A 4,438-nucleotide genomic window follows, 5' to 3' on the forward strand; every position below is an offset into this window, starting at 1 on the left:
CCCTCATCGAGTACGAAGCCATCATGACCCCGCCCGCAGCCCTGGCTGCATAGAACCCGCTGTCACCTATGCGTGCAGCAGTCCCAACCTCGCCATCGTCGCGCTCGACCGGCTCGAAGCCCTCGTACGCAACCGACTCAAGCGCCTTCAGTACCGCCCCGCCACCCTCGACGGCTTCATAGCCGGAACCGGTCTGACCCTCGACGATCCGGCCTCACCCTGACGAGCTGAAGTCAGTAACTTGTTGTTCCACCTCGGCGTGAGACGAGGCGGGCGAGTGGCTCTGTAGGCCAGCAGAGCCATTCGAGCAGGGGGGCTGGTGACAGCAGCGGCGGCAGATCCTGACGGCCGCCGAGCAGATCGCGAGCGCGCCTCGGGCGGCGTGAAGCCGCTGTACTACCGGGCGCCGGGGGTGTTCACCCCGTACGGCCGCCAGATTGCGGTCGTCGCCGCGCTGCGCCCGCTGGGCTGGAACATCGACTCCAAGGACTTCGAGGCGCCGGGTGTCGGTCATCCTGCGCACTGTGAAGGACGAGCTGTCCAACGGCCCCGACCCTGCTCTTCTACGACGGCGGCGACCGCGTCCAGACCGTCGAGGCGCTGTGTTCGCTTCTGCCGTGGCTGCGCGCCCACGGCCACACTCTTCAGCTTTCCGGAGTGCTGAGCGGTTCCGCCGGGGCGTCTGTCGAGACGATGAAGGGTGTTCACCGGGTTCCACGGCAGGCCCGTCGCCCGGTCGCGAGCGGTCCGGGCCTGCCGCGGTCGGTTCATCTACCAGGTGCCGCGCCGGATGTGCTGACCTGTTTCGGAAGGTCCAGCAACGTCCGCATGTCCTGCCGGGCCCGGTCGCTCACGCTCGGCGGGACGGCCTGCACGGCGCCCGACGCGCGGCTGCCAGCCGGTCGGGGCGCCACCACGCAGTTCGACTTGCCGGACTCGTAGACGCCGTTGACAGCGGTCACGCAGAACTCGTAGTTCCACACGCCGGGGAACAGGAACCCGATCCCCTTGCTCGTGCCCTCGACGATGTCCTCGTCTGCCTTGGAGGTACCGCCGTCATGGTCGTCGCCGTTGATATTGCGGACCCACACGCGGTAGCCGGCGGCCGCGTTCGACCCCTTCCAGTTCAACTGGACAGTCGTCGCGTCGGTGGAAGTGACCCTCAGGTCCGTCGGCGCGGGCGGGGTGCCGGCGCCGACGGTGACCGGGCGGGCCAGGCCGGGCAGGCCGCCGCCGGCCGCGTTCCAGGTCGCCACCGCGACGAGGTAGTGGTGCCCGGGTTTGAGGCCGTCGACGTGCGCGACCGTGCCGCGCGCCCCGGTGCTGGTGAGGAAGGCGCCGGGAGTGTCCTTGTCGTACAGGACGATCTCGTAGCGGTCGATGGTATCGGTGTACGGTCCCGTCGGCGGGGTCCAGGCGACATCGACACCGGTGGCGCTGGGCCGGCTGGCGATGTTGGTCGGGGGCGGTGCGGTCTGCGGGTGGGCGGTGGCGCCGACCGTGGCGGACCATCCCGAGGTGGTCTCGGTGCAGCCGCGTGGATCATGGGGGTCCGTGTTCCAGCGGCAGCCCATGTTGGCCCGCACCTGGTATTCCCAGCCGATGCCGTCGACGGTCCAGGTGGTGTCGGTCCGGTTGCTGAAGGCCCTCCCCTGGCTCCACGCCGTCTGACCGGCGATCCGCGAACGTACGTCGTAGTCGACGGCTCCGTACACCGGGTCCCAGGTCACCGTGACGCCGCGCGCGCTTGACACCGCTCGAACGTGGGAGGGAAACGCCGGAGTGAGTCGTGCGGGCACGGTGGCGGGCACGTCCATGTCCCTGGCGCCGAAGGCGTAATCCTGGTGCAGGACCTGCGCGAAGGCCGCGGCGAGTTCGTATTCCCCGTGTTCGTTGGGGTGCAGGCCGTCATATCCGGAGGGGCAGCTCGTCGGAGAGCACGAGTACCGGGCCGCCCAGTCGACGAGATTGATGTTGGAGATCGGGTCGTCCGCTTGCCAGGTCGCTATGGACTGCGGAAGGAGGCTGTTGTAGTGGTCGGTCTTGGCGATGAGGTCGTCCCGGCCGCCGATCTTCGTGCGCTGCGGTACGTTCGCCAGCGCGAAGTCGACACCCGGACGGGCGTCGCGGGCCTGCGCGACGATCTGCCCGACATCGCTCAACGTGCCGTGTTCGTCGCTGACGAACCAGCCCATGTCGTTGAAACCGATCGCGACCAGAATCAGGTCGGGCCGGTAGGTCGCGACCTGCTTCCGGATGTCCAGCTTGACCTGCGCGGCCTGGCGGCCCCAGTGCGCGTAGTGGTCGCTGTCGAAGGCGATGTCGGTCGGCGGTCCGGACCCGGGGTTCTGGGGTTCGCTGACGTCGGGGGCGTAGCCGCCCGACGTGCGGAGGCCCTGACTGGGCGGCGCCTCCTCCGGAAGCCGCGGGGGTGTGGGCGGGGCCGGCTGGTCGGGGGTGAACGTGCCAGAGTACGGCCCGACGAAGTCAACGGCGACCTTCTCGCTCCGCAGCCACTGCCACAGCCGGTAGCGCCAGGTGAAGTCGCCCTCCCGGCCCTGAGTGATGGAATCGCCGACGACCATCACCCGGTGGACCGGGGCGAGGATCCAGTGGCTGCCTCCCCCCTCGTCGGCCGCCGCCCGCGCCCGGGCCCCGGGCCGATCGCAGTCTCGCCACTGGCTCCGGCCCGAGAAGCTCACCTGCTGAAGGGTATAGGTCAGGTACAGGCAGTTGTTGGGTTTGAAGGCGGACCTGATCTCGACGTCCCGCCCGGCGCCGGGAACATCCGCGTCGACGATGGTCATCTTCTGCTCCGGTGGCACCTGATCGCGCGCCGCGACGCACGGCGCCGTCCGCATGGCACCGCTCTCCACGAAGATCATGCAGCCGATGTCCGGATCGACGTTGGCGATCTGCGCGCTGTTGTCCTCCGGGTCGTAGTTGTGGAAGCGCCAGTTCTCCGCGCCGTGCCGATCGTCGTCGATGACCGCGTCCGCCGCCGGGCTCGGTATCTGCACCGTGGCGCCCACGCCGGGTGGCCCGTCGGTCGCGGTGATCTGGTACTCGGTCGCCGCGGCGGCCATCGCCGACCTGAAGCCCACGGGTGTGTGGTCCGCGCCGCCGGGGTTGTCCAGGCGCGCCGGAGCGAGGATGCCGGACAGGTCGCCGGAGGTGACCATGTAGTCCAGTTCACGGCCGTTCACGTGCGTGGCGAGGCCGGTTCCGGCCACGACACCGATGCGGTTGCCGGTGCTGTCGCGCGGCATTGCCTGTGTCAGGTTGACCGGATCCCGGTTGAAGTCGCCGAGCGCGACCCAGCTGTCTCCGCCCACCGCGGTTTCGATGTTCCTCAGCAGCCCTGGCGCGTCGCCGCCGCCGGAGGACAGCGCGTGCAGGGTGAACACCCAGGTCGTGCCGAACCTCACCCCGAACGTCGCCCGGCCGTTGGGGAGACCTGACGGAACGATCCGCACCTCCCGTGGAACGCGGTCGGTCACTATCGCAAGGTTCACGCGGTGCCCGTTCGGGTCTGTCTCCATGAAGTACACGTAGCGGTATGTGTCTGATGAGGGGAGCTCCCAGAGGGTCTCGGTCACCCGTGAGCTACCGGACTGGGCGACGGTGGAATTGCCCCGCCCCACTGGGCGGGAACCCGCCTCCTGTAGTGCCACGACGTTGTGCGCGAGCATGGGAGGAGACGGTCTGCCGTTCGTCAGCGCGGTGACGCCTGTCGACCATTTGCTGGTAATTGAGTCGGTACCTCCCTGCATGTTCCAGGTGGCCATGCTGAGGTTCGTGATGTCCTGCGGAGCGGCGCTCGCCTCCCGCGGTTGGCTGATGAATGCCGCCATCAGTACGCTGCACGCCAACATCGTGATCATGCCGCGGAGCGTTCGGGATCTTCGCGGGCGGAGTTCCGTCCCGGGTCTGCGATGCCGGACTTCGTTCGTTCTCATGAGCTCCCTCAAGGTGACTTGGCATAGCCGCCGCCCCACGAATTGCTTCCGCTGCCGTCCTCCCGCACGCCCGGCCGGGCGTCGCCCCCCTCCGTGTCGTGGCGGCTGGCCGATCCGGCCGGCGCCGAGGTCCGCCGCCGTAGGGCACCGGCCCCGCCGCGCGGGTGCCACCCGGCCGCGGCGGCGATCCCGGAACCGCCGATACGGAGCACCCTGCCGGTCGGCAGGGGAACGGCACGTCCGACAGCGACCGCCCCCCTCGAGCACAGCGGCCGGAGAAAACGCTACAGACGCCACGAGCCGCGGTCGTCACCATGCAGAGCCACTTCGGACGTAGCTCGCACGGGGGACAAGACTTTCCCTCGCCAGGGCCAAACCGGGCCTCTATGTCATTACCAAGGGCACCCGGGAACGCGAGCTCGTGTCGATCTCGCCGGAGGCGTGCGTGCGGCTGGCCCGCTACCTGGACGGCACCGGCA

The 4,438-nt window shown here is 69.2% G+C and carries 1 protein-coding gene and 2 pseudogenes; 2 read left to right on the forward strand and 1 reads right to left on the reverse strand.

The genetic code is table 11. The features are described 5' to 3' along the window. Both ACFYQ5_RS35985 and ACFYQ5_RS35990 read left to right on the forward strand, forming a co-directional pair. A pseudogene (locus tag ACFYQ5_RS35985) lies at window positions 1-223 on the forward strand (hypothetical protein); the annotation flags it as partial. Window positions 224-326: 103 nt separating this feature from the next. Next, a pseudogene (locus tag ACFYQ5_RS35990) lies at window positions 327-642 on the forward strand (polysaccharide deacetylase family protein); the annotation flags it as partial. Between the two features lie 125 nt (window positions 643-767). Here the strand turns inward: ACFYQ5_RS35990 and ACFYQ5_RS35995 are convergent. Beyond that, window positions 768-3,884, reverse strand: a complete 3,117-nt coding sequence (locus tag ACFYQ5_RS35995) for a fibronectin type III domain-containing protein (RefSeq protein WP_389203829.1) — start codon at window positions 3,882-3,884, stop codon at window positions 768-770. Window positions 3,885-4,438 lie beyond the last annotated feature (554 nt).

The organism is Streptomyces sp. NPDC005794 (genome assembly GCF_042871445.1).
Lineage (GTDB): Bacteria > Actinomycetota > Actinomycetes > Streptomycetales > Streptomycetaceae > Streptomyces.